This is a genomic window from Gilvimarinus sp. 1_MG-2023 (genome assembly GCF_030548285.1).
Map to the genome: position 1 here is coordinate 1 of NZ_JAUOSC010001569.1, position 242 is coordinate 242.

At 42.6% G+C, this 242-nt stretch carries 1 protein-coding gene; it reads right to left on the bottom strand.

Going from position 1 to position 242, the window contains the following annotated elements:
• The coding region (locus tag Q4563_RS22080; protein ID WP_303606063.1) for a hypothetical protein at nt 1-242 on the bottom strand (242 nt) is incomplete at both ends.

Sequence of the window (242 nt, forward strand, 5' to 3'; positions counted from 1 at the left end):
TGTCTTCCTCATTGTTTACTTTCCAACTACCGATTAGATTTGCAGCTGCCAGCTTTAGAGCAGATGCGTGCTGATTCCAATCAGTTGCTACTGGCTGTACCTCGACGTCACCTTTTATTTCATCCTTGGCGAGCTCCTTAGGTATATGTGTAATCTCACGCTCTCTGAAAAGCTCGACCAAATCAACAGGTAGATTAATAAGAGTGATTGTTCCCGCGTATTGATTAAAATCTTGTACCTCA